The following is a 25,640-nucleotide window of genomic DNA, read 5'->3' as shown; positions in this document are numbered from 1 at the left end:
CCTTGTAAAAAACCGACAATTATAAAACCGCCGGGACCGATATAAAATTAATGGCGAGCGGATTGCTGTTGGCTTTATATTGCGATGGGGTAATGCCCGTATTTTTTCGAAAATAGTTATTCAGATGGGCCTGGTCATAGTAACCACCCTCGTAAACGGTATCAGCAATATTATTGCAGGGAGATTGTTTTTGCAGTAGCTTCAAAAAATGCTGTAATTTAACCGTATCGGCAAAGCGTTTTGGTCCTACACCAATAAATTGTTTGAACTTTCGTTCCAGCTGACGCTCTGTTACCGGCAAAATATTCAACAAACCGGCAACGGAGATATTCCCTTTATAATCATTGATCAGCTTTAAGGCATTGCTAAATATACCTTCAGTATAAGATACTATACTAAGTTTTTTGAGCAGAAAGCTTTCGATATGATTTATCCTATCCTGGGTACTTGCAGCGCCTAAAACCTGATCTTCCAGATCAGTAGCTACAGCACCAAAAACATCGCTTAAATTAGCGATGTCATCATTTAATTCATAGGCTGCAACGCGCGATAACGCGTAAATAGCGTAGGGCTGTAGCACCACTACTAGCATCCCTAATTTCCCAACAGAAACAAGGTCTTTATACTGAGTTAACTGCCCGTATACAAAACTGGATGGATGTGCGTACAGATGCTGATCAGTGTACTGCATTAACGGTGTATTAAAATAAAAAACTATCCCGGGATTGCCATCGGAGAATAGCCGGTATTTAGATGGGGCATCATGTTTATTCTCCAATATCAAATAGTGCTTTACTATATGGAAAAGATACGGTGATGGCGTTAATTGCATAATTAAAGTTAATGTTTATTGAACGTAAAAGCGGCAGGTGGCGTATATTTTATCCAACTCATGAAATGCGCTTTTAGAAGCAAAATATATACGACCAACGTTTTCCAAAAAGTAACAATCATGTTATTATGTTTCCCTTACAACATATTGATTATAACTTTCCGTTTGATAAGCAAAAAGCAATATTTTTGTTTGCCTGGTGGTACATAACCGTCGCTGTTTTAAGCTTCTTCAAATTTATATGGTTTGTAAAAAAGTGTTAAAACATTTGCGGCTTCGGTATGCAACAACCCTAAATGTTTATATTAGCCCCTTTAGCTGCTTTATATTATATTAATGATATCAAGAAAATTTTTACTCGTAATTTCCCTGTTGCTTTCTTTCAGTTTAGCCGCTTTGGCACAGCAGGATAGCATCCCCTTAACTACACTTATTCAAAAAACTGCCAAATTTCAAAGCAGTTATCCTATTGAAAAGGTTTACCTGCACATGGATAAGCCTTATTATGCCGTTGGCGATACTATTTGGTTTAAAGCCTATGTAACGGTTGAAAAACACCAGCCGTCGGGATTAAGCGGGGTGGTTTATGTCGATGTAATAAACGGCCAGGATTCTGTAATGGAAAACCTGCGGTTACCTGTAAAAAACGGCGCTGCCAATGGCAACATTATCCTGACCGGAGATACATATAAGCAGGGCCCTTACCGCATCAGGGCATATACCAACTGGATGCGAAATTTTGATGCCGATTACTTTTACGATCATACCATTAATATAGGAAATGCCATTGATAACCAGGTAAATACTTTTATAACTTACAAAAGCTCATCTAAAAAAACCGGAGCCGTAAAGGTTGATGCCGATATATTGTATAAAGATCCGTCGAATACCCCTTATGCCAACCGAAGGGTAAGCTGGCAGTTAATGCGTAACGGCGACCCGGTAAGTAAAGGTGCAGGCCGTACCGACGAAAAAGGCCACTTACTGGTTGATATTCCGGAAAACGAGGCATCCACCATAACCACCGGATCATTGGTAACAGCCATTGATATGGGCGAACGGAAAACGGTTACCAATTCCTTTTCGTTAAAGGGTGCGGTAACAGCCTATGACGTTCAGTTTTTCCCCGAAAGCGGGCAGTTAACCAACGGCATCCGCTCAAAAATTGCGTTTAAGGCCATCAACTCCAAAGGTTTAGGGGTTGATATTAAAGGCACCATTACCGACGATCAGGGTACCGCTATGGCCAACATTACAACCTCGCACTTAGGGATGGGTATATTTGCCTTAACCCCCGAAACCGGTAAAGCCTATACCGCCAACGTAACTTTTCCCGACGGCTCAACGGCTACTTATAAACTGCCGCGCGTACAGGCCATGGGTATAAACTTATCAGCATTTAGTCCCGATGCCGATAACCTCACGGTTAAAATATCGGCCAATGAACTGTTTTTACAGCGCAAGCAAAATAAAAGCTTCTACCTGGTAGCGCAAAGCGGCGGTGTGGTTTACTACGCGGCGCAAACCGTAATGCAGAACCTTAGTTATACTGCCAATATACCCAAAAGTAAATTCCCAACCGGCATTGTACAGCTCACGCTGTTCTCATCGGGCGGCTATGCCTTATGTGAGCGTGTGGTATTTATACAGCATAATGATCAGTTAAACCTGGGTTTAAAAACCGATAAGCCATCATACACTACCCGGCAAAACGTAAGAATGTCTGTTTCAGCAAAAAACAATGCTGCCCCGGTTGTAGGGAGTTTTTCCGTAGCCGTACTGGATGATACAAGTGTACCTACCAATGAAGACTCGGAAACAACCATATTGAGTTACCTGCTGCTAACATCTGATTTGAAGGGATATATAGAAAAACCCAACTATTATTTTAACAAGCCCGACCAGGAAAAGCTCGATAACCTGGATATATTGATGCTTACCCAAGGGTATCGCCGTTTCTCTTACGAGGATATACTCGCCGATAAAAACCCGCCTGTTTACATAATGCCGGAACAAGGTATTGAAGTATCCGGTATATTAAGAACAACTACCGGCCTGCCCGTGGGCAAAGCCAACATACGTTTGCTGATACCAGACCGTAACTATTCGGCCGAAACCATAACCGACCTTTCCGGTAACTTCAAGTTCTCTAATGTAACGGTGATGGACACCTCAAAAATTACCCTGAGTGCCCGTAATAACGTAAACAGCAAAAACCTGGTCATAAATGTTAACGGTGAACTGTATCAGAAATTAACTAAAAATCCTAATACCCCCGATGAAATTGTAAACGTAGACAGCGCTATGCGCCCCTATCTTGATAACGCCCGCAAACAATATCAAAACTCCCGCGTGCTGAAAGAGGTAGTAATTAAGTCAACCAAATTTGAGAAAAAACCAAGCCATAATGATTTCGGTACATTCTCGGGGCTGCCGGCACAGGCAGATCATGAAATATCCGGCGACCAGTTAAAGGATTGTCCGCTATTGGTAAATTGTTTAAGCACCATGGCGTTTGGCTTAACTTACGTTGACAATAACTTTTACATTACCCGCGATTATAATGCCGGTAAAAAAGTGCCGGTACAGATTTACGTTGGCAGCATGCCGGTGGATGTTAACTTTTTATCAACCATTACAGGGCCGGAAGTAGCATCTGTTGAGATATTTTTAACCGATGGTGTGAGCGGCATTAACCGTATGAACCAAACAAATGGTGTTTTAGTCATCAATAAAAGGGTAGTAAAAAAGGAAAAAATAACACTTGCCCAATTGCAGGCGCTTATACCTAAACAAAACGTGGTTACCTTTGGCATACAGGGCTATAATAAAGCCAAAGAGTTTTATATGCCAAAGTATGATGTAAACAAAAGCGGTGCGCTTGGCGCCGATTTGCGTAATACCATTTACTGGAACCCTAAAATCGTAACCGATAAAACGGGCACGGCATCCTTCAACTTCTTTAACAGTGATGCTCGCGGCTCATACCGGGCCATTATTGAAGGCCTGGATGGCGAAGGTAATTTAGGCCGGCAGGTGATACATTTCCAGGTGAAGTAGTGTTGTAATTAAATAAGGATTTATTTTCTTATTTTTATTATACACATAAACTTATCATCATGGATCCTTCACAAATCAATTGGCTGGCCGTTATTGTGGCTGGTCTATCCGCATTTTTAGTTGGCGGTATCTGGTATTCCCCTGCCCTTTTTGCAAAAGCGTGGATGGCTGATAATAAACTTAATGCCGACGAATTAAAGGCATCGAGCAAGGCCCGCACATTTGGTTTTTCGTTTATATTTTCTGTTATTATGGCCATTAACCTGGGTTTTTTCCTGGCCGATTCTAAAACCGACATTACATGGGGAGCCATGGCGGGTTTCCTGGCCGGTATCTGGACATTTGGCGCTATAGCCATACAAGGTTTATTTGAGATTAAAAGCTGGCGGCTGATATTTATAAACGGAGGCTACAGCCTTGTTTCCTTAACGCTGATGGGTACTATTATCGGTGCCTGGAGATAAATATGATTGGCATTAGCTTATCAATATTACAATTTGCTTATACAAGTGTAAACAATGCGGCCATATTTGAGTTACAATTTTAATAACAACTATCATCATGGCAAACACATTTGAAAAAACTTTCACCCTCGGTGGCGAGTATACCATAAATCGTTTAGGTTATGGCGCCATGCGTATCACAGGTCAGGGTATCTGGGGACCGCCAAAAGATAAGGACGAATGTATACGCGTATTAAAACGAGCGGTTGAACTGGGCGTTAACTTTATTGATACAGCCGATAGTTATGGCCCTAATGTGTCTGAAGAGTTAATTGCGGAAGCACTTGCACCCTACCCTGCCAACCTGCTCATTGCCACAAAGGGCGGCTTTCTTCGTAGCGGCCCCAACGTATGGACTATTGATGCCTCACCCGCTCATTTACAGCAAGCGCTTGAAGGCAGCCTAAAACGCCTGAAACAGGATCATATCGACCTGTATCAGCTGCACCGCATCGACCCTAATGTACCTGCTGAAAAATCATTTGAATTTTTACAAAAAGCGCAACAGGAAGGTAAGATCAAACACATAGGTTTATCTGAGGTTAGTGTAGCCGATATAAAAAAGGCGCAGGAGTTTTTTGAGGTGGTATCGGTACAAAATATGTACAGTGTTGACAATCGGAAGTGGGAAGAAGAACTGACTTACACACGGGAGCATAATATTGCGTTTATTCCGTGGTACCCGCTGGGTGGCGGCAATGTACAGGGTGAGCAGATACTTCAACGCGTGGCCGATAAATATGAGGCTACCATTCAACAGATAGCTTTAAGCTGGCTGCTGCACCATTCGTCCAATATTTTATTGATACCGGGCACATCAAGCGTTGAACACCTGGAAGAGAATATGAAAACCGCGAACATCTCATTAACCGAAAATGATTTAACAGAGCTGGAAGCGCTGAACGGCGGGCAATAATCACCAGGACAGTTAAATAAAATAAAAGGATGCCATGATGTTATGGCATCCTTTTATTTTTGCACTGCTTGCATCAACAGCAAAACATGAAAAGTAAAGAAGAAATACTGAACAGCTTTTATACCACAGGACGAGACGGTATGCCCGAAATATCTGCCGGTGATTTGTTAAATGCCATGGAGGCCTATAAGGACCAGGTTGCCGAAGATGCTTTTAACTCCGCCCGTAAGCTAAATGATAATGGCTATGAGTTTTCCACCTATGCCGATTATGCAAACCATACCGCCCTTATGGCACAAAAAGCGCAGGAAAACCGCAACCTGCTCGATGAATCGATAGCACTGGTGGCCGATAGCATTTTACCCAACTTTTTACCCAGCGACAGTTCGGTAAAAGAGCTGTCGTTTGATTTTACCATGCAGGGTAAGAGTTATACGGCTTTTTATGCAAAAGATGCCTCGGGTTACTGGCAGCTGAACAAATGGATTGAACTTGTTTAAAACTATAGGTAAATGACTACACCGGGTATCATTGATGAAAAAATCACCGTTAGCGATTATAATCCGCAGTGGCCGGAATTATTTAAGGAGGAGGCTTTCGAAATTCATAATGTGCTTTCGCCGGTTAAATTCAAACTGGAGCACATTGGCAGTACTGCGGTTATAGGGTTAAGTGCGAAACCTGTTGTCGATATTATGCTTGGCCCAACCTCATGGAAATCATTGCCTGAAATCAAATCCGGTTTAATAGCTCTGGGTTATGAATATCTTGGAGAAGCCGGGGTACCTGGCAGGGAATATTTCAGAAAGCGCAGAGCACAGGCTTTCAACGTACACATTATGTTGAGTGACAGTGAGCTTTGGCGTAACAATATCCTTTTAAGAGACTATCTTCTAAGCCAGCCGGAGGCAGCCAAAAAATACGCCCAAATTAAGGAAGAAGCGATTGCACAGAGAATAGATACATTAATTGCTTATTCAAACCATAAAACTCAATTTATAGCCGCACTGCTCACCGAGGCCCGGACTGCTGTAACTAAACAGGCGCCACTCTAAACGGCTTCACATCAACCGATTCCCATATTTTTTGGGTAATGTACGGTTCATTTTGTTTCCACGCCTCCAGTTCTTCTTCGGTTTCAAACTGCATGATCATTACCGAGCCAATCATATTACCTTCGTCGTTCAGGATAGCGCCCCCTGTTACATAATTCCCGCTTTCTTTTAAGGCTTTACTGCTATCTAAATGATGCGGGCGAACATTCATGCGGCGTTGCAGTGCATCTGGGTCTGTGTAGTCGTAGCCGGTAACCAGGTATTGTTTCATTTTATAAATAATTATGTTGTATTAAAGCAACAGGCAAAAAACCGTTCTGTTTCAAATTACGGTTTTTAAAGCCATTTGATTGAAAACACCAGCAAAAACAGCTAAAAAAATAGAATTATTAAATTTTTTTGAATAAAAATTAATTTTATAACTGTAAATATGACAATTTTTACAATATTTGTTTCCCATATAACAAACCTGTAATAATGAAGAATACCTTACACCAGGAATTTAACAAGCTTTATAACAAAGAGGCCGACAACGCTTATTTTTCACCCGGGCGCGTAAACCTCATTGGCGAACATATTGATTACAACGGCGGATTGGTTATGCCATGCGCCATTACTTTTGGCACCTATTTGCTAACATCGCCAAATGAAGATGGTGTGTTCCGTTTCAGGAGCCTTAATTTTTCTGAAAAGCAGGATGTTCCTGTGCAGCAGCATTATGAAAAAGAAGGCGATAACTGGTTTAACTTCCCTATTGGTGTAATTGAGCATTTTACAAGGGATGGCCACGAGCTGAAGGGCTTAGACATGCTTTTTTATGGTGATATACCTATCGGTTCTGGTCTGTCGTCATCTGCTTCTATAGAAGTTGTTACTGCTTACGCGCTGAATGATATTTTTAACGCCGGTTACAGCAAGCTTGACCTGGTAAAACTTGCAAAATCTGTTGAGAATAATTTTATTGGCGTAAACTGCGGCATTATGGACCAGTTTGCAGTTGCCTTTGGCGAAAAGAACAAAGCCCTGATGCTTAATTGCGACACACTGGATTACCAGGCAGTTGATAGCAACCTGGGCGATTATGTGCTGGCTATCATCAATACCAACAAACCCCGTAAACTGGCCGAATCAAAATATAACGAACGTGTGCAGGAATGTGCGCAGGCGTTGGCAGCTTTACAAACCGAACTTAAAATCAACTACCTGTGCGATATTGATGCCGATATCTTTAAAAAGCATGAGCACCTGATTACCGATGCGGTGGTGTTAAAGCGCGCCAAACACGTTATTGAAGAAAACGACCGTGTAAAACTGGCTGCCGCGGCATTGGCTAATAATGACCTTACCGAATTTGGCAAACTGATGTATGCTTCTCACAACTCCCTGCGCGATCAGTACGAGGTAAGTGGTATTGAGCTCGACACGATAGCCGAATACAGCAAAACCGACCCTAATGTTGCCGGCGCCCGCATGACCGGTGCAGGCTTTGGCGGTTGTGCCATAGCACTGGTTAAACGCGACTCATTTGACGCTTACAGCCAGGCTGTAAGCGATTATTACACCCAAAAGATAGGTTATGAACCATCGGTATACAGCTCTTTAATAGGCAACGGCGTAGGCTTACTGAGCGTAGCCGTTAATTAAACGCTTTTTAATACTTTTGCGCAATAAAGTCCATGGTCTGTTGTCCATGGACCATGGACAAAAAAGATGCGTAAACTAAAGTTAGATGAGCTGAACCGGGCCTCGGTTGATGAATTTAAAACACAGGATAAGCTGCCGGTAGCTGTAGTACTTGATAATGTGCGCAGCATGCACAACATCGGTTCTATCTTCCGTACATCAGATGGTTTCGCTGTTGAACAGATCTGTCTTTGCGGTATAACCGCCCAGCCTCCTCATCGCGAAATTGAGAAAACTGCCCTTGGCGCCACCCAATCCGTCAGCTGGACTTATTACGAAACACCTTTACAGGCCGTTGAACAATTACGTAATGATGGTTATCGCATCATAGCCGTCGAACAGGCCGAAAACAGCACAATGCTTAACGAGTTTACCCCTGCCGAAAACGAAAAGTATGCCCTGATATTCGGCAACGAAGTAAATGGCGTAAGTGACGAAGTAATGCAGAACATTGATGGCTGTATCGAAATACCCCAGTTTGGCACCAAGCATTCTTTTAATATTGTAGTATCTGCAGGGATTGTGCTCTGGGATTTTTTCGCCAAAATGACAATGTAGGTTAAACAGCCTTGTCATTCTGAGGAACGAAGAATCTATTTCGTAAACCTTCCTTTTAAAAACAGATGCTTCACTGTGTTCAGCATGACGCAGTTTTTTGCTAATTATTATTAAATTAGCTAATCCCTTGCTGTAAACCATGAATGCTCTTGCCAAAAAACTGCAAATAAAACCAAATTCCCGCTGGTTAATTTATAATTCACCAGCCGGATATCCGGATAGCTTAAACCCTTTGCCCAATGGTGCTGAGGTAGTATTTAATACCGAGGGGAACTTTAATGGCATACAACTATTTGTCACCAACAGTACCGAATTGGCTACCAGTCTTCAAATCATTGCCCCTTTATTAAAGGATGATACAGTTTTCTGGATCATTTATCCGAAAAAAAATTCGGGTATCCCCTCCGATCTGGAAATGATGAGCAGTTGGGACGCTCCCGGCAGTTACGGGCTTCGCCCGGTCGCAGCTGCTGCTGTAAACGAGGTATGGACAGCCCTCCGTTTTCGCTCTATTGATCAAACTAAAGTTTCGGAAGGCCGCAAAGATGTAATCCGGACCAATGAGTACAGCGCTTTTATTGATGTAGATAATAAAATAGTAACCCTACCCGATTATGTTAAAGCTGAACTTGAAAAGTATCCGGGTGTACTCGACTGGTTTCGGCAACTGGCCTACAGCCATAAAAAGGAGTATGTGTTATGGATACTAACCGCCAAACAGGAAAAAACCCGCCAGGATCGTTTAGCTAAGATGGTTACGATGCTACAGAACAAAAAGAAGAATCCGACGGATAAGTAAGATAAAACACATGTCATTGCTTCGTGCCCCGCAATGACATATCTATTTTTTTTTGTATAAGATCTAAGGTTGTCACGCTAAGGCTGTCAAAGCATAGCGGACAGCCCTTTCCGAACGATCCTTCGACAGGCTCAGGATGACAGGCCTTTTTTTATAGGAAACTTACGAAGTTTTAAAACTTCGTAAGTCTGATAAGAAATAACATAACCTTATGCCAGGTTTCGGCCGGCGTTTACAATACCGTAAACGGTTCTGATCACCAGCTTATGGTATACTTCAGTAAGTTCGCTGTCCTTGCTGTTATTTAAGCATTGTAAGGCATAATGCTGTATGATCACCAGCGGTAATACAATTTTTTCGCGTATGGCTATAGAACGACGTTCAACCGGGTATTCTTCCATCAGTACGGTGCTTCCGGTTAGGTCAAGCAGCATTTCACGGGTAAGCTCGTATTCGTCTTTAAGCATTTTCCAGAACTTGCCAAATTTTTCATCTTTTCCCAGATAAGCAGTTACCCTGAAATCTGACTTAGACATAGACATGGCACAATTATCCAGCATGGTTTTAAAGAACCCAGATGTTCTGTACAATTCTTTTATTTCGAGCCAGTTACCAGCGTCTTTCATCTTTTTCAAGGAAGTACCCACTCCATAAAATCCGGGGATATTTTGCTTCAGTTGGCTCCAGGAAGTTACAAAACTAATAGCACGCAAATCCTCGAGCTTTAAAGGCGCTCCGGCATTTCTTTTGGTTGGCCGGCTACTGATATTGATGCGCGACAATAATTTAAGCGGACTAAATTTCTCCAGATAATCTACAAATAAAGGATGCTCACGCAGCGCCATAAATAACTTATGACTTTCGGTGGCCATTTGCGATATCAGGTCCTTATGACGGGTATCAAGCAGGTCGTTATGGTTAGGGTGTAAAGCCGATATAATACCAGCATTAATCAATTGCTCCATATTAAACCTTGCGGTTTCTACCGATCCATATTGTGAGCTTACGGTTTGTCCCTGTATGGTAAGCTGTATGTGCTCATTAGCAATCTCGTTACCCATTGACGCGTAAAAGCGGTGGGTTTTACCGCCACCACGTGCAGGCGGGCCTCCGCGGCCATCAAAAAACGCCAGGCTTATGCCATATTTACGGGCCATGCTGGTGAGTTCGACCTTGGCTTTATATATAGACCAGTTGGCCATCAGGTAACCACCATCTTTGGTACTGTCAGAAAAACCGAGCATAATGGTTTGCCTGTTACCGCGTTTTTTTAAATGCTCGGCATAATACGGATGTGTGTACAGTTGCTCCATGATCTCTCCGGCGCGGGCCAAATCGTTCACGGTTTCAAACAGCGGCATAAAATCAACACTCAGGCTGTCTTTTTTCCATCCGCTCCATAAAAACAAATCAATAAGCTGTAATATATCAGAGGCTTGCTGACAGTTGCTGATGATAAAGCGCTGACATGCCTTTTCGCCATTGCTGCGCTGAATTTCCTGCATCAGCCTGATGGTGTTCAGGGTATCTCGGGTCATGTCATCAGCTTCATCCGGGCAATGAAAATCAGCTTCGTTAAAACTGATCTGTTTTAGCTTTTCTTCTTCTTCTAAATCTTTATAACCTTTAACTGTGTCGGTTTTAATATTCTTTAAGCAATAATCAAACACACTGCGCAGTACACGGCTGTCCTGTCTTATATCAAGCGTAGCGAAATAACAACCAAATAAACGTACCTTCTGGATCAGGTTTTCAACTATGTCAACAAACAAACTGTCGTGGTCTGTTATAATGGTTTGTTTGATAGATTGCAGCAAACCCAGCAACTCGCCCTGCAAATTCTTAGTATCGGGGTGCTCGTTGGCATTTTTATACAGCAATTTTTCAAGTTTGTCCATTGCCTTTTCAACCCCTCTGAAGGTGATACGACGTTTGAGCACCCTAAAATCGCGGTAATAACACCTAAACAGGCGCTGCCTTAAAAAGCTGGCAACATCCTTTGTAATTTGTGTGGTTACGTTGGGGTTACCATCCCTATCGCCGCCCGGCCAAAAGCCCAGCTCCAATACCTGGTTAGTTACATCAATATCAAACTCCTCTTCCAGTTTTGACTGGATACCCGATACCGCATGATAAAATATATTTTCAAGGAACCACGACAGGCTAACGGCTTCGTCAACCGGTGTGGGCGATGTTTTATTAAAGAACGGCGTTTTACCCAATTGTTGCAGCAACTCATCAATGCTTGGAATATCATTAACCTTTACTGCCTCAATTAAATCGGTCATGATGCCGAGCACTGTACCCGGGTAAAACTGTGTTGGGTGCGCGGTAAGCACCAGTCTTAACGAAAAATCCTTCAACTTTTCGCTAATCTTATTGCGGGTTTCATCGCTTATGGCAGCTTGCTGCAGCATGCTTTGCAACGTACCTGAATCATCAAACTTACCCAATTTATTAAAAGACGAATCTTCAATAGCATCAAACAAAACCACCTGGCGTTCAATATATTGTATAAACCTGAACATGCGGTTTATTTGTTCACGATGATCGATATCGGGTACGTACTTTTTAAAAAAAGTTTCAATGATATCAGTAGGCGATGCCTGCTTTATAGCACCTTTTTCGCAGTGTGAACTAAAAAACGGAAGTAAAATACCGGTATCCTTTACCTGGTAAAAGGGTAATGTTTGAAATAAACTATTATATAACTCAAACCTGGTTACAACCTCGTTATTAAAGATTGTTTCTCTTTGACTGAGTTTTAAGGTTAACGACATAGTTTAAAATAATTGGGTGAAACTAAGTGGTACTGGCTACTGCACAAAACCGGGGGTGAATTTAATTATCTAAAATTAAATTTCAGCTATAAGCAATTAATTTAATAAAAGTATTATGATATTGATACCAAATTTACTAAAAAAAGCAACAAAAATTTAATTATTGTAAATTTACCTCTAAATTTCTGTTCAAAGTGTTATTAAAAAAATTCAGCAAAGGCAGGCAGAAAGATTTTAATAACTTGCCTTTGATTATTTTTACATCGCCTCAACCAGGAAATAAAACTATTTTGATGAATATTAATACCAGGGAAATAAAAAGCTTTTTTTACAGCCAGTATTTTTCTGACGGCTTGCGCATATCAGCGGGGATACTACTGCCATCGTTGGTGTTGTTAGAGTTTAACCAGTTTGACCTAGGCCTTACCTTATCATTGGGGGCGCTTTGTATTTGTGTTATTGACAGCCCCGGCCCGGTAAGCCACAAGCGTAACTCCATGGCAATTGGTAATTTATGCCTTTTCCTGGTGGCGGCTATTACAGGCTTTGCCCGGCTTAATATTTTCACCCTGGGGCTGGAAATCACACTGTTCTCATTCCTTTTTTCCATGTTCACCGTTTATGGTAACCGGGCGGCATCGGTGGGTACCTGTTCGCTACTCATTATGATATTTATGATGGACAAGGCATTACCTGCCAGCGGCGTACTTGGCTATAGCGCTATTATTTTAGCAGGTGGTATATGGTATATGCTGTTCAGTATTGTGTTTTTTGGCATAAGGCCTTACCGAGCGGCGCAGCAGGCGCTGGGCGAAAACGTAGCCGATATTGCCAAATTTTTGCGTATCAAGGCCGATTTTTATTTGATAGATACCGACATTGACGAAAATTACCGGAAACTGGTATCCCGGCAGATACAGGTGAGCCAGCACCAGGACGCAGTGCGCGAACTGTTGTTTAAAAGCAGGTTGCTGGTAAGGGAATCAACCGCGGCCAGCAGGCTGCTGGTACTCACGTTTGTTGATCTGGTTGATATGTTTGAACAGATCATGGCCACACATTATGACTATGGTTATATACGTGAAAAATTTAAAGACACCGGCATACTGAATGAAATTGCCCGCATACTGCACCACATGGCCGATGAACTTGATGATATCGCTTATCTCATACTATCCAACACAAAGCACAAACACCTGAAAGATTTTAATATTGAGCTTGAAAAACTAAAGTTAAAAATTGATGACATTGGCAAAAACAATCAGGAAACAAGCACCCTGGTATTAAAAAAAATACTCATTAACCTGCGTGCGCTAAGCGAAAGCATTAATAATATATATGTTTATTACAACTCTAAAACCGCTTCTAAATCAACCGAGGTGCGGGGCGATATTGAATATTCACAGTTTGTAACGCACCAGGACTACACGCCGCATATTTTCTTTGACAACTTAACATTTGAATCGGGCGTGTTTAAACACGCATTAAGGGTAGCATTGGTTTGTTTAGTAGGTTTTATCACGGCTAAAACAATAGCACAGGGCCATCATAGTTATTGGGTATTGTTAACTATTATTGTGATCCTGAAACCAGGTTTCAGCCTTTCAAAACAACGCAATTACCAGCGCCTTATTGGTACTATAGGGGGCGGTACCATTGGTATACTTATACTAAGTTTTATACCCAATGTTACCGTTCAATTTATTTTCCTGATGATATTTATGATTGGGGCATATAGCTTTCAAAGGCTAAACTATGTGGTAAGTGTAATTTTCACTACGCCATTTGTACTTATCCTGTTTAAGTTTTTAGGAGTAGGATTGTTAAACATAGCGCAGGAGCGTATAATAGATACACTTATAGGCTCGTCTATTGCGTTTATTGCCAGCTATATTATATTCCCAACCTGGGAGTTTGAGCAAATTCAGGAGACGCTGCGCGATGTAATAGTTGCCAATATTAATTACCTGATCACTATTGCCGAAAGTCTTTCGGGTAAAGTAACAGGCACCACCATGTATAAACTGGCCCGTAAGGAAGTATATGTAAAATCGGCCAATTTATCGGCCGCATTTGAACGCATGACATCCGAACCCAAAAGCAAGCAACGCAAAGTAAAAGATGTGCATAAGTTTGTTGTACTTAACCATATCTTATCATCGTACATAGCCAATATAGCATCGGGCCTGGTTAAAAAAGAAACATTACAGCCTCACGCCGAAGCGCTTAAACTGGTTAAAAAAAGCATATCTGTTTTAAACGAAAGTAATAAAAAACTTGCCGGGCCGGGCATTGAATTTAATATAGGCAAACCTGTTGCCGCTATCAATATTGAAAAGCCTGAATTATTAGCAGAGGATAATTTGCTGAAAGAGCAACTGGGTTTTATCAATAAAATAAGCTACGATATAGCAAAAATTACCGATAATATATTGCAATGATGCAACGTTGGCTAACTACGGACATGACCTGCTTTGGCGCTGATATTTGCGTTAGCAATTTTTGTTTTTTTGGTATTGTTACAGCATTTTTTTACGCAGTGCCTGGCATAGCTTTTTACACAAGCATTTGATACATGTCTCACGTTTTTGCCGTCTATGCAAAGTGAACTAAGAAAAAGCCCACCGGTTACCGCCAATAAAGTAAATATTTTCATGATAAAGATATATGTTTATCTATGACGGACTAAACCAGCAGAACGTTACAAAAAAAATCAAAAAAGTGATTTTCACCTATTAAGATAAACGCAAGCCCTCTCCTACTGATGCTTTTAAACACGTTGATCCTGATAGTATTACACAAAAAAAGTCAGTGACCTCGCGTTACTGACTTTTTTAATTAACTATTAACTGACCAAATATCTTAACGAAACTATCTGGTTCTTACAAACATAATACGTAAATCAAAAATGGGATATGTGAAAATCACCCATAATATAGGTGTTTATAATTAGTCTATTGTTAAAAACCTGTATAATATTATATCACATAAAAAAACCCGGATCATTTTACATGATCCGGGTTAAGTACATTTTGATTATTAACTATTAATAATGATCATCTGCATCAAAGCGGGTTCTGGCGTAGCCTCCGGCTTTATGAAACACTGAAGGATCAGCATCATCGCTAAATGATATTTCAAAATAAATTGAATCTGTTTTTAGCTTGGTACCAGGAGCCGTTGCCGCTTTAGGGATAATTTTAGCATTTCTAACGGTAAATGTACTTTCGTAGTACTGATTGGCAACATCTTTACCTGAAAAGGTAAGATTAGGTACATCAGCATGCAGTTTACCTTTAATTTGCCAGAAAGGCACACCTGTTGAGGCATCGTATCCGTCATCAAACCATAAGCTATCAGCTCTGTTTGATGCAGTATTGTAAGTAAAAATGGTGTAATAATCATTCCCAAAATCACCTTTGCCACCATCCAGCTTTATCCAAAATTCTCCCGCAAGAGATTGAACCTGGGTACCTCCTATTTTTTCATCCTTTTGGCAGGACGTAAATGCAGTTACTACAAACAATAGTATCAGTGCATATAATATGGTATTTAATTTTTTCATTTTTCTGATAAGTTATTGTTTTATAAACGTTCTTGGAGCTGTTCCGTATCCGGGGTTAACTATCACCATGGTGTACTGGGCTAACGTGCCACCGGCACCCGGAGTGCTTGTTTCACCGTCTGAGCTGGTTACAGAGCCATCGTTTGATACTTGTTCAGGAATAAACACGCTGTTACCTGTATTGTTAAACACGACTACGGTAAGGTTTGTACCAGGTGCACCACCAGGGTTATTTACCGCATAGGTACCGGGAGCAAGCTTTGTCCAAACTGCTACCGAGCCATTGGTATTTCTGGCGTAGTTGCCGGCAAAATTATTCGCAGCAGCTGATGCGTCTGTTGAGTATACTACCACAAACCTTTGAGCTGTTGCATCAAATCCATCGTCGTTTGTTGCGCTGTAGGTGATAACGTATATGCCGGGTGTATTGGTGTTTACCGTGCCTTTGGTTGTAACCTTTAAGGTTGCTGAGCCGGCTTTAGCCTCTACTCCTGGCTCTGTATACGTACCCCCTTTGGCAACAGTGGTATAGTTTACACCACTCACTGTCGTAGCGCCTTTTAACGTAAACACAGCATAGTTTGTAATTTTTGAACTACCAACATATCCTGTTTTATAATTAAAATTATCTTTATTGCAGGCTGTTAACAATATGCTCGATATTGTTATGATGGCCAAATAATTTATATATCTTTTCATATTCTTATCTAATTAAAATTTATTTATTTGGCTGCCCCCACCATACTGGCGTAGTAATTGGAACTTCGGCTGGTGTGCTTGAGTTTCTGCTGCGTTCTGAGTCTGGGAAAACCAAACGCTTAGGAAGCCGGCCACCTGTTACACCATTTTTTGAATACACCCATTGACCAGGGATATAATTTGCGTCAAGAGAATATACAGTAGAAAGCTCCGGATAACCTGTACGCTGCTGATCAAAGAAACCTTCCAATGCGTGTGAGTTAGGAAATGAGGCCCATTTTTGATAAATAATGGCTTTCAAATTAGCTTGAAGCGTACCATTAGGATAAGTATATGCAGCAGTTGCCGGCGCAGTTAAATCATATTGGTCAAAAGCAGCCTTCACACCTGCGTTAAATGCTGTACCTGCAGCGGTAACACCATAACGTGCACCGGCTTCGGCCTGTAAGAAATGTGATTCTGCCGCTGTAAGAAAATAAACTGGGTCGGTTGCTTTAAATGCTGGCGCAGTTGCTGAATAATAAGTTGGCTGCGCAGATTGAGGAGCAGTATAGTTACCCTGGTCAACAGAAATTGGGTTGGCTGTTCCAAAATACACTACTGCACGCGGATCATTGTTTTCAATTAACCAGCTTGACAGCGTCTTACTTGCGCGCAAATCATTTCCACCTAAATTAAACACAGTATATGCATAAATAGGGTTTCTTTGATCTGTAGCATCGATAAACAAGTTAACCCCCGCGTCAATAGTTAAGAAATCGGCATTAGCTGCATACAACGCTCTAATACCTGCTTCTGCATCGGCAGCATGTGTGTTTACCATACGCAAATACATTTTTAACTTCAGCGTATTGGCAAACTGTCGCCAATTGTCCATATTTCCCCCGAACAAAAAGTCGGCTTTCGCATCGTTTCCTACAAATGGGGCACCTTTATAATCCGTTGCCAAAGCGGCGTTTATTTCAGCTATCAAACCTTTGTAAATGGTAAACCCATCATCAAATTTAGGGTTTAACTTAGCAGCGCCCTGGAAAGCTTCAGTATATGGCACCTGATCATACAAATCAACAAGCACTTCATAAGTATACGCTTTCATCACTGTACTCATTAAATAAAAATTGTACAGTTTGGCATCTTTTGCTTTAGTAATGGCTAACTGGTAATCGGCCAGTGCACCGGCAAATAATTCGTTATAGCCGCCATTAAAATCCTGTCTTTGCAGGTTGTATGAATCAATGGTTTTAAACTGGTTGGCAATGGGCGACTGTGTCCAGTACTGTGACCATATACCACCAATAATATCCAGTTCGCCCCCTACCTGGCCCGCTGTCGACATCACTCCCGACGGAAATAAAACCTGAGCTGTGGCCAGTTCAATAGGCGGGTTGTTTGGGCTTCTGTTTATATCATTTATTTTACTGCAGCCAAATGACAACGACGTGGCAGCCAGTACAAAGAATATTGATTTAATTTTTATATTTCTATTTTTCATGATGCAAATAATTAAAATGTAACTTTTAGTGAAGCACCATAATACCTTAATGGTGGAGCTGTTCTGAACTCTCCGTACTCACTCGCCAGATCAGTTCCGTAGTTAGATACTTCCGGATCCACAACATGATTACCTGAAGGAAGCCAGGTAATTAAGTTTTTACCAAATACGCCCACTGTAGCATTTGATGCTCCCAGTTTTCTGAGGAACGTTTTGGGCAGGCTATAGGTCAAAGTTACCTCCCTTAATTTAACAAAGCTTCTGTCTAATATGTCTCTTGACCACGCTAACGCTTTGTTTGATGTTGTATAATAGTAATCGTCGTTGTTAGCTTCGGTTATTTGTGTGGTGTTTTCTGTGTAACCAATTACATTACCTCCGGCATCCAAAACCCTTTGAACAGAGTTTGGAACGATGAACGGATTACGGTCATTGTAAGTAGTTTTAGGATCTGCACCAACAAAGTTAAACAAATCGGCTGTTCCGGAATAAAATTTACCGCCTTTATCCCACTCTAAAGTAAAGCCTAAAGCAAAGTCCTTTACGCGGATGGTGTTGTTAAAGCCCATCACAAAATCATGCTGGAAGTTACCATAGGTGCCATTTTCAGGAGCTGCAACAGGATAACCCTGACTGTCAACAATAATATGGCCCTGAGGATCATAAGCAGGAACAGGTGCCTGTAATAAGCCAAGCGGCTGACCAGCAATTGCAACAAACTGGCCACCATAACCGTCTGTTTGCAGTATAACTTTGTCTAATCCCGGAGGAAGCGATTTTACAATACTTCTGTTGCGTGAAAAGGTATAGTTAAAATCCCATTTAACCCATGAGGTTTTCACAGGAGTTGCATTAAACGCTACCTCATAACCATGTTCGGCAACTTCACCAAAGTTTATTAATTGACTTGAATAACCTGTTGAAGGTGCAATCGGCACATTTAGAATCTGGTCTTTACGTATCTTGTGGTAATAAGTAAAATCTAACCCAATACGGTCATCTAAAAATCTGAACTCACCACCAAGCTCATAATCTTTTACACGTTCAGGCTTTAACCCTGTAGTAAATAAGGTGTTGTTGATACTGAAACCCGCTACCCCATTAAATGGAAATAATAGATTACCAAAACCCAAAGGCGAATTAGTCTGCCTCAAAGTGTTATATATCTGGTAGGGGTCTGTATCACTACCTGTTTCACCGTAGCTACCTCTTAACTTAACATAACTTACTGTTTTGTTGGTAAAACCAAGCGCTTGTGACAATACGTAAGCTACGTTTGCTCCAGGATAAAAATAGCTATTGTTACCTGTTGCCAGCGTTGATGTAATATCATTACGGCCTGTTACAGTTAAATATAAATAATCTCTGAAACCTAATGTTGCCTGTCCATAAAAGCCTATTAAACGCTGATGCAATTCTGTTTCTGTAGCAGTTGGTTTATTAGAGCTGTTTGATAAGTTAAAAAAGCCCGGTACGGCTAAACCTTCGATAGTTGAAATATGCTCTCTTGAACCACGATCATTGTAGTTAGCACCAATCAAACCATTGATATCAAAATCAGAACTGAATTTTTTATTAAACAGCGCCTGTAATTTGGTATCGTACTCAAAGTTTTGGTTGTTATCTTCTTCAACGCTACCAACATCTGGTTTTCTTACAGCGCCTTCGGTGTTGGCACCGCCAACCCAGCTACCAGGAAGAGGGTAGTTTGAGTTATACCATATTTTGGCACCAGCGTTAGTTACATCGGCACCCTGCTGGAAATTAATGGTCAACCAGTCAGTAGCTTTATAATTTAAGTTGATGTTGCCGTAAAAACGGTCGCTTTTGCTACGGCTGCCATTTTCGTTTAAGTTCCAAAAAGGGTTTTCGGCAAATGGAGTATAGTAATTATCTACGTTAAAATATTTATTTTTATAATCCCTTAGATCCTTGATTGGAATATTACCGGGGATTTGTAAAATATTTTCATAAAATGTTGTACCTATACCGGTTGGGCCCTGGCCTGTTGCAACAAAGTTTCCAACCTTAGATACATAATTCATAGATACGTCAGCAGAGAATTTTTTGTAGGTAGTAGTTCCCCTAAAAGAGAAATTGTTCCTGTTAAATTTATCGGCCGGGCCGGGTAAAACACCGTTTGAGTGAATGTTGTTATATGATATTAAATAGGTAGAAGCATCAGTACCACCGGCAATAGAGATATTGTTGTTTAACTCTAACCCGCGATCAAAAGCATCTCTTACGTTACTTTCAATAAATGAAAAAGGCCTGATCAACTGTGTATTGTCAACAACAGCGCCCCATGGCTGTGTTAAACCATTATATTTAGGACCCCAGTTTCCGTTTTCGCCCAATACAAAGTGACCATCCCAACCTTGTCCAAATTCACTCTGTGGTTTGTAAACAAAAGCAACATCTGTTACTGTAGCTGCTGACGAAAAGCTAACAACAGGCGCTCCGGCTTTACCTTTTTTGGTAGTAATTACCACAACACCGTTTGAACCACGTGAACCGTATATGGCAGATGCGGCAGATCCTTTCAGGAACGATATATTGTCAATAGAGTTAGGGTCGATGTCATTGGCGTTGTTACCAAAGTCAAAGTTATCATCTGAGCCAGCACGTGCGTTATTCAAAGGCACACCATCAATTACATATAACGGAGCGTTTGATCCGCTTAGTGACGTATAACCACGTAAAATAATTTTGGTTGAACCGCCGGAAGTACCAGATACGTTTGAAATGTTAACACCGGCAATTTTTCCCTGTAAACCGCCAAGTGCATTGATAGAAGCCGAACGGTTGATGTCTTCATTTTTCACAGTAGTTTGCGCGTATCCCAAAGTTTTTTTCGCTTTGTTGATACCTAAGCCGGTAACTACAATTTCGCCTAATTGCTTACTATCTGTTACTAGTATAACGTTGATAATGTTTTTGGTAACAACTACCTCTTGTTGAGCATACCCAATAAATGAGAATACCAGTGTTGTACCATCGCCCGCGGCTATGGAATATTTACCATCATTACTGGTTTGGGCTCCCAGATTGGAACCTTTAATTTTTACCGTTACTCCGGGAATTGGCAAACCATCATCCTTTGAAGTAACAGTACCTGTTATGGTTTTATTTTGCGCGAAGGCCATTGAAGCCGTGCAGAAAAAGCAAACCATGAAAATTTTAAGTAATTTGTGCTTCATGCTTTTTTAATTTATTATTAGAATATTCTTTTTTATTTTTTTACGTTTTAGCTCTTATTAAAGACTAAATAACTAAGGAAGCTAAGTGTCTGGTTGCATTATTTATTTTTTCATATTTATAAAATTTGAGGGTTTATAGCGCTTTTTAAAATTTAACACTGCTAAGCGAAAAGTCTCCTCCACTCCTGGAAAAAACTTTCCTTAACTATTAACTGATTATAAAGAACAAATGAGTAGCTGAATATTTTAAAAAATGAATTACTTTTTTAGCTCTTCGAATTGATAACTTAGTAAATCAAAGCTCTTTTAATATGATTTGATGAATGCCAATTGAAGGGGAGTGTCAACTGGGAAAATGCCCTACTAACAAGTACATTTAGTTCATGCCAGGCAAAATTTTAAAAATGGGTATAGATTAAGCGGGTGCTTTTGTCATACATATGTGTTTAATAGTTAATTATTATATAAGCAAATATACTTATATCATTTCTGAAAACACAATAATAACACTTGGAAATATTGAGGGATATGCGAGAATCACCATTTTGATAATTTTCGCATATAATTAGAGCCACATTTAAGGCAGTTTATTATTATACTATTATTAACCTCGAAGAAACAAGAAAAATAACAATCTTTCAGGCGGTTTGTCTGTATTTTAAAGGAGTAATATTATAATGCGTTTTAAATAGCCTGATAAAAGAGCTCGGGCATTCAAAACCAATAAGGTTTACTACTTCGTTGATTGGATAAGATGTACTTTTTAATAGTAACTGAGCCCTTTTTAAACGCAACTGTATTAAAAATTGATGCGGTGTTAAATTAAATGCCTGTTTAAATGTTCGCAAAAGGTGATTAACCGAAAGGCATGAATGCTCAGCAAGATCATCAAGACTTATGTTCTGGTTATAATTACTATACAGATATTCCTTAGCCAGGTTAAGTCTTCGCAAAATTTCAATTTTTGTGCTTGTATTTAAAAAATGGAGCTTTTCGGCTTTCTTTAATATCTCTTCGTTATAAATACTGAAATAGTTGATAAGGCAGTGATGTAAATATTCATTTATCAACAATTCATCATTCATTCCGCTATCCAGATGTTGTTTAAGGTGATATACATTATACATGATATCGCCGCTAAACGGATAAATGGTTTCATCAAATTCCTGATCATGTTTTAGTTTATAGTTGCCTTTGTTTAGCAATCTGTTATCACTAAATGCCCAGTATTCTTTAAAATCTTCTAAAAATTGCTGATCAAAATTAATGCTGAATGATTGTACAGGGATATCTGAATCGGTATCGGTTGAGTATTGTGTACCCTTGTTCAATATCAAAAAGGAATCGGGGTATATAGATAAATGTCGTTTGCCGATATCATAACGTTCGTTTCCAGAAAAAACAAATCTCAGGCTAAAATCAGAATTATACTGCTGATTTTGCTTTTGGCTGCTGGTGCGGCTGTATATTTTGTTATTATTCCGCAATGTTTTTGAATAATCCATCATATAAAGTTTAGATTTCGGTATAATTCCTTTCTTCTAAGTTATAATTTCTTTCTTCTAATAAAATAAACCGGTTGCCTCCAGGGTCCAAAAATTCTGCTGCAAGACCATTAGGCAGGTACCGTGGGGTTGCGTAAAAAAACACACCCGCTGTTTTATATAAATGATAGTCCTTTAAACAATCTTCAGTATTTAATATAATACAGCTTTTAAAAGCATTATTATTGTTTTTACCTGCCACAACAAGTGCTACATCCAGATTATCGGCCTGCAATACGGTACACTCCTCTCCTTCTATAAAACAACTGTTGTTAGCAGTATTAAAGCCCAGTTTCTGCGTATAAAAATCTATTTGCGCTTCGGCGTCCTCTGCAAAAACAGGGATATATTTCAGTTTCATGTTGCAATAACTCTAAAAAATTTCTTGTAGAAAATCAATACAATACCCTTGGGTTGATCTTTTTGAGTGAGTTACAGCAGCCGGTCAGTTAAAACTGTTGTACATATCAAAGATAACTTAACCCGCAAGGGTATGTATCCCCCAAATAGGGTGATTTATTATTCTATCGTTTTATGATAATAAAGTAAGTAGCGCCTTATAAAATCGATGAGAAATTATTATCCTCATCAATACTCTTTAAAAGTTGCCGTGCGCTGTCATAAACTTTACTAAATAGAAAACTACCCATACTTATTCTCTTCACACCCAGCTCACCCAACTCTGCAAAATCGGGCAGATTTGGCATACACATTACGTTAACAGGAAGCTTAGTAGCTTCCACCACCTGTTTAATATCATCCTTGCTAGTAATGCAGGGTACAAAAACACCGTTAGCCCCTGAGCTTTCGTAACTTTTAATCCGGACGAGTGTTTCATTAAGCGCAGTTGGCATACCAAGCAAAAACCCATCGGTTCTGACATTTAAAAACAGCTGCAGATTGTTTTGGCTAATGTAATCAGCTACCGCAGATAGTATTTTTTCAAACTCATTAACAGATTGCAATTGGCGCGGAGCGCCGGGAAGGGTATCTTCCAGGTTTATGCCAACCACACCGGCATCATGCAGTTTGCTTATATTGGCGGTAATGCCCTCAATTGTGCGGCTATACCCACCTTCTATATCAACAGAAAAAGGGATCTGAACCACCTCAACTACTCTTTTAGCTAACTGGAGCAGGATTTCAAACGGTAATTTTTCGCCATCATCATAACCAAACGAATTTGCTAACGCCTGACTGGATGTAGCAATAGCTTTATAACCACTGGCCTCAAATAGCTTTGCGCTATTTACATCCCATATATTACCTATTAAAAATGGGGTTGAATTTTGGTGTAGCTGTGCAAATGTTTCAAAAGCGTTCATACAATAAAAATTTATTTGTTTAATAATTAATTAAAACAAAAGTACTGCAGCAAAAAACTTTAGAATTGTACAAACCGGAACAGTTTTATAATTATTGCATCAATAGCTGGTTAACGGGTGTTATGTTTTCCAGATAAGCAGATGGAGTAACCCCGGTAAATGATTTAAAATCTCTTATAAAGTGCGATTGATCAAAATAACCGCTGCTGTAAGCAACAGAGGTTAAAGGCATTTCATTTTTAGCAATAAGCTTAAGGCTAAACTGAAAACGGTTTATTTTATTAAATGATGTTGGAGAAAGACCTGTATGCTGATAGATTAATTTATGCAGATAGCGAGGTGTAATACCATGTTTTGTTGCAATATTCCCCAGGTTATTTTCTGCCGGGTTTTTCTTTATGCTTGTTAAAATGTTCGCCACCTTATCAACCTTGAATGATTTTTTTTGGTTACCTGTTAACCTTTTTAACAAAAAAAACTCAACCAGCTCTATTCTTTTGAGTTGATCTTTTGTTTCTAAAAGTTGGGCATGTAATGTTTTTACCGGGCTGCCTAAAATATCACCCAGATCAAAAATATGGTCATTAAATACCCCAATCTCATCATTGAAAAAATATGCCGCCGAATGGGTGAAAAATTTAATACCCAGCATGGTATGCCTGCCCTTTGATTTTATAGGCAGGGGTTTTGTGATCTGGCCCCATAGTTCTATTTTGGGTGTTTTCAAGTATTCGTCTCCAACTGCCGACTCCCATATACCCTCGCCAAGATTGAAAATGGCTTCCATATCTCCGCTCGGAAATACGGTATCTTCAAATTCAGTATCTGAATCTGATTCAAAGATATAATAGTGCTTTACATATGCGCTTAAAACAGGCGATGGGAGAAAATGCTTAAAATCCATATGGCGAATTGTAATCCGTATATTACATTGTTACCCAATTATATGACATAAATATACAAACAATACAAATAGGTATCAACAACAGCACTTTGTTCAGATCAGCTTGTTCTGCTTGGCCATTTTTATAGCGTCGGCCCGGGAGTTCACATCCAATTTAACATATATATTTTTGATATGACTGCGTACGGTTTCCAGATCTATGAACAAATCCTTGGCAATTTGACTGCGGCTTTTACCATCTCCTATGAGTTCAAGTATCTGCGTTTCGCGCTTTGACAGGGGCGACTCCTGGTTTTTTTGAAACGAACGGATCACCAGCTTGGCAATATTGATGCTCATTGGGCCCCCACCCTCTTTTACCTCCTTAATTGATTCAACTATCTTGGCCGATGGTGCGTTTTTGGTTAAATAACCCGATGCGCCGTTGGCCAGTGCATTGAATATTAATTTCTCTGATTCATAAACTGTTAATATCAGTATAAAGCATTGCGGCAGCAGCTTTTTTAATTTGGGAATGGCATCAACCCCATTGGTACCGGGAAGTTCGATATCCAACAATATAACCTCCGGACGGTCGATAGCAATTTTTTTGGCAGCCTCGTCATAAGAGCAATATGTACTTACCACTTCGTACCCTTCTGTAGCGCCAATTAAGTAGGCGTAACCGTTTCTAATGGTTTCGTCATCCTCAATAATGGTTATTTTTATATTACGTTCCATAATAA

Annotated in this window: 21 protein-coding genes; 9 read left to right on the top strand and 12 right to left on the bottom strand. The window is 40.2% G+C overall.

Features of this window, described 5'->3' with window-relative positions:
* Positions 1 to 19: 19 nt before the first annotated feature.
* Positions 20 to 832, bottom strand: a complete 813-nt coding sequence (locus SNE25_RS14110; protein WP_321565747.1) for an AraC family transcriptional regulator — start codon at positions 830 to 832, stop codon at positions 20 to 22.
* 336 nt (positions 833 to 1,168) lie between these two features.
* Here SNE25_RS14110 and SNE25_RS14105 point away from each other — a divergent pair, with 336 nt between their 5' ends.
* From SNE25_RS14105 to SNE25_RS14085, 5 genes are all read left to right on the top strand, one after another.
* The gene (locus SNE25_RS14105; protein ID WP_321565746.1) at positions 1,169 to 3,892 is read left to right on the top strand and encodes a carboxypeptidase-like regulatory domain-containing protein; all 2,724 of its coding nucleotides are present in this window, start codon (positions 1,169 to 1,171) and stop codon (positions 3,890 to 3,892) included.
* 59 nt (positions 3,893 to 3,951) lie between these two features.
* Positions 3,952 to 4,356 (top strand): DUF1761 domain-containing protein, encoded by a 405-nt coding sequence (locus SNE25_RS14100; protein WP_321565745.1) that lies wholly within the window; start codon positions 3,952 to 3,954, stop codon positions 4,354 to 4,356.
* Between the two features lie 97 nt (positions 4,357 to 4,453).
* Positions 4,454 to 5,311 carry an aldo/keto reductase gene (locus SNE25_RS14095; RefSeq protein WP_321565744.1) on the top strand — a complete coding sequence of 286 codons (858 nt, stop codon included), beginning with the start codon at positions 4,454 to 4,456 and terminating at the stop codon, positions 5,309 to 5,311.
* Positions 5,312 to 5,397: 86 nt separating this feature from the next.
* Positions 5,398 to 5,811, top strand: a complete 414-nt coding sequence (locus SNE25_RS14090) for a hypothetical protein (protein ID WP_321565743.1) — start codon at positions 5,398 to 5,400, stop codon at positions 5,809 to 5,811.
* Between the two features lie 12 nt (positions 5,812 to 5,823).
* Positions 5,824 to 6,366, top strand: a complete 543-nt coding sequence (locus tag SNE25_RS14085) for a GrpB family protein (RefSeq protein WP_321565742.1) — start codon at positions 5,824 to 5,826, stop codon at positions 6,364 to 6,366.
* Here the strand turns inward: SNE25_RS14085 and SNE25_RS14080 are convergent.
* Positions 6,347 to 6,637 carry a YciI family protein gene (locus SNE25_RS14080; protein WP_321565741.1) on the bottom strand — a complete coding sequence of 97 codons (291 nt, stop codon included), beginning with the start codon at positions 6,635 to 6,637 and terminating at the stop codon, positions 6,347 to 6,349. The genes SNE25_RS14085 and SNE25_RS14080 overlap by 20 nt on opposite strands.
* 206 nt (positions 6,638 to 6,843) lie before the next feature.
* On the opposite strand from SNE25_RS14080, the gene SNE25_RS14075 reads away from it, so the two are divergent.
* The 3 genes from SNE25_RS14075 to SNE25_RS14065 all read left to right on the top strand — a co-directional run bounded on the left by SNE25_RS14075 (position 6,844) and on the right by SNE25_RS14065 (position 9,406).
* Positions 6,844 to 8,010 carry a galactokinase gene (locus SNE25_RS14075; RefSeq protein ID WP_321565740.1) on the top strand — a complete coding sequence of 389 codons (1,167 nt, stop codon included), beginning with the start codon at positions 6,844 to 6,846 and terminating at the stop codon, positions 8,008 to 8,010.
* 66 nt (positions 8,011 to 8,076) lie between these two features.
* On the top strand, positions 8,077 to 8,607 hold the full coding sequence (locus SNE25_RS14070; RefSeq protein WP_321565739.1) for an RNA methyltransferase: 531 nt from the start codon (positions 8,077 to 8,079) through the stop codon (positions 8,605 to 8,607).
* Between the two features lie 139 nt (positions 8,608 to 8,746).
* Positions 8,747 to 9,406, top strand: coding sequence for a YdeI/OmpD-associated family protein (locus tag SNE25_RS14065; protein ID WP_321565738.1), 660 nt, complete (start codon positions 8,747 to 8,749; stop codon positions 9,404 to 9,406).
* 209 nt (positions 9,407 to 9,615) lie between these two features.
* On the opposite strand, the gene SNE25_RS14060 is transcribed toward SNE25_RS14065, so the two are convergent.
* Positions 9,616 to 12,186 (bottom strand): phosphoenolpyruvate carboxylase, encoded by a 2,571-nt coding sequence (locus SNE25_RS14060; protein ID WP_321565737.1) that lies wholly within the window; start codon positions 12,184 to 12,186, stop codon positions 9,616 to 9,618.
* A gap of 293 nt (positions 12,187 to 12,479) precedes the next feature.
* On the opposite strand from SNE25_RS14060, the gene SNE25_RS14055 reads away from it, so the two are divergent.
* Entirely contained in the window at positions 12,480 to 14,627 is a 2,148-nt protein-coding gene (locus tag SNE25_RS14055; protein WP_321565736.1) for an FUSC family membrane protein, read from the top strand.
* 605 nt (positions 14,628 to 15,232) lie between these two features.
* Here the strand turns inward: SNE25_RS14055 and SNE25_RS14050 are convergent.
* From SNE25_RS14050 to SNE25_RS14010, 9 genes are all read right to left on the bottom strand, one after another.
* The gene (locus SNE25_RS14050) at positions 15,233 to 15,751 is read right to left on the bottom strand and encodes a lipid-binding protein (RefSeq protein ID WP_321565735.1); all 519 of its coding nucleotides are present in this window, start codon (positions 15,749 to 15,751) and stop codon (positions 15,233 to 15,235) included.
* Between the two features lie 12 nt (positions 15,752 to 15,763).
* Entirely contained in the window at positions 15,764 to 16,450 is a 687-nt protein-coding gene (locus SNE25_RS14045; RefSeq protein WP_321565734.1) for an immunoglobulin-like domain-containing protein, read from the bottom strand.
* 19 nt (positions 16,451 to 16,469) lie between these two features.
* The gene (locus SNE25_RS14040; RefSeq protein WP_321565733.1) at positions 16,470 to 17,942 is read right to left on the bottom strand and encodes a SusD/RagB family nutrient-binding outer membrane lipoprotein; all 1,473 of its coding nucleotides are present in this window, start codon (positions 17,940 to 17,942) and stop codon (positions 16,470 to 16,472) included.
* A gap of 11 nt (positions 17,943 to 17,953) precedes the next feature.
* On the bottom strand, positions 17,954 to 21,142 hold the full coding sequence (locus tag SNE25_RS14035; RefSeq protein WP_321565732.1) for a SusC/RagA family TonB-linked outer membrane protein: 3,189 nt from the start codon (positions 21,140 to 21,142) through the stop codon (positions 17,954 to 17,956).
* Between the two features lie 638 nt (positions 21,143 to 21,780).
* Complete coding sequence (locus tag SNE25_RS14030; protein WP_321565731.1) at positions 21,781 to 22,650, bottom strand: AraC family transcriptional regulator; 870 nt, start codon at positions 22,648 to 22,650, stop codon at positions 21,781 to 21,783.
* A 7-nt stretch (positions 22,651 to 22,657) separates the two neighbouring features.
* Positions 22,658 to 23,047: a VOC family protein gene (locus SNE25_RS14025; RefSeq protein ID WP_321565730.1), complete on the bottom strand. Its 390-nt coding sequence runs from the start codon at positions 23,045 to 23,047 to the stop codon at positions 22,658 to 22,660.
* Positions 23,048 to 23,243: 196 nt separating this feature from the next.
* Positions 23,244 to 24,011 (bottom strand): isocitrate lyase/PEP mutase family protein, encoded by a 768-nt coding sequence (locus SNE25_RS14020; RefSeq protein WP_321565729.1) that lies wholly within the window; start codon positions 24,009 to 24,011, stop codon positions 23,244 to 23,246.
* 91 nt (positions 24,012 to 24,102) lie between these two features.
* The gene (locus SNE25_RS14015; RefSeq protein ID WP_321565728.1) at positions 24,103 to 24,915 is read right to left on the bottom strand and encodes an AraC family transcriptional regulator; all 813 of its coding nucleotides are present in this window, start codon (positions 24,913 to 24,915) and stop codon (positions 24,103 to 24,105) included.
* A gap of 93 nt (positions 24,916 to 25,008) precedes the next feature.
* Positions 25,009 to 25,635, bottom strand: coding sequence for a response regulator transcription factor (locus SNE25_RS14010; RefSeq protein WP_321565727.1), 627 nt, complete (start codon positions 25,633 to 25,635; stop codon positions 25,009 to 25,011).
* Between the last annotated feature and the right edge of the window lie 5 nt (positions 25,636 to 25,640).

It is taken from the genome of Mucilaginibacter sabulilitoris (assembly GCF_034262375.1).
Lineage (GTDB): Bacteria > Bacteroidota > Bacteroidia > Sphingobacteriales > Sphingobacteriaceae > Mucilaginibacter > Mucilaginibacter sabulilitoris.
Note: the sequence above shows the minus strand (reverse complement) of the source record. Positions and strands in the feature narration are given on the sequence as shown.